Below are 808 nucleotides of genomic sequence, written 5' to 3' on the forward strand. Positions count from 1 at the left end.
GTCAAAGCAAGGTGGTGAGGGAGACATTTGGGTGCTTCGTCCACCGGGTAATCTGCAGCTCAGGGCTTTGTCCGGTTCTCTGGCCGTGCGCCGTCATGGACTGCATCAACAGATCAAGGAACTCTGGCGCGCGGCGGGCGTGCCGCCCTGGCAGCGGCGGCAGTGGCCATTGCTGTTCCGTGATGGGGATGTGGTGAGTGTGCCGTTGGTGGGGCTGGCCGATGGTGAAGACAGTGACAATAGTGAGCGCTGGTATTTGTTACCTTCAACCGCAATGTCACACTAGCAAGCCTTCCCGCATGTAATCCCGGCGCCGGGAGTTGTCCGTTCTGGCGCACAGTAAAATACGAAACGCCTGCTCGTTTCAGTATTCCTCCTCTGCCAGACTTGCGCTGACTGATCCCGAATCTCTTGCGTCTTCAACCCCAGCCGAAAAGGGAGTGCCATGCAGGCCCTTCAGCAACATTTGCAGCAGACCTTTCAGCTTCAGGCCTTTCGCCCCGGGCAGCAGGCAGTTATCGACGCATTGCTGGCCGGGCGTTCGGCGCTGGCGGTGTTTCCCACTGGCGGCGGTAAAAGCCTGTGTTACCAATTGCCGGCGTTGATGTTCAGTGGTGTGACCCTGGTGGTGTCGCCGCTGATTGCATTGATGAAAGACCAGGTGGATCAGCTTCACCGGCTGGGTATTACTGCCGCGCGGCTGGATTCCAGCGTGGATGCAGAGCAATTACAGAGTGTCTACCGAGGGCTGGATGACGGCAGTATCAAGCTGTTGTACGTGGCGCCGGAGCGCCTGGCCAATGAGCGG

General features: G+C 58.9%; 2 protein-coding genes. Both read left to right on the forward strand.

Going from position 1 to position 808, the window contains the following annotated elements:
- On the forward strand, positions 1–286 hold a 286-nt coding region (gene tilS, locus A3754_RS02910), incomplete at its 5' end, for a tRNA lysidine(34) synthetase TilS (RefSeq protein WP_156496721.1).
- 159 nt (positions 287–445) lie between these two features.
- The coding region (locus A3754_RS02915) for a DEAD/DEAH box helicase (protein ID WP_156496722.1) at positions 446–808 on the forward strand (363 nt) is incomplete at its 3' end.

This window comes from Alcanivorax sp. HI0083 (genome assembly GCF_001635175.1).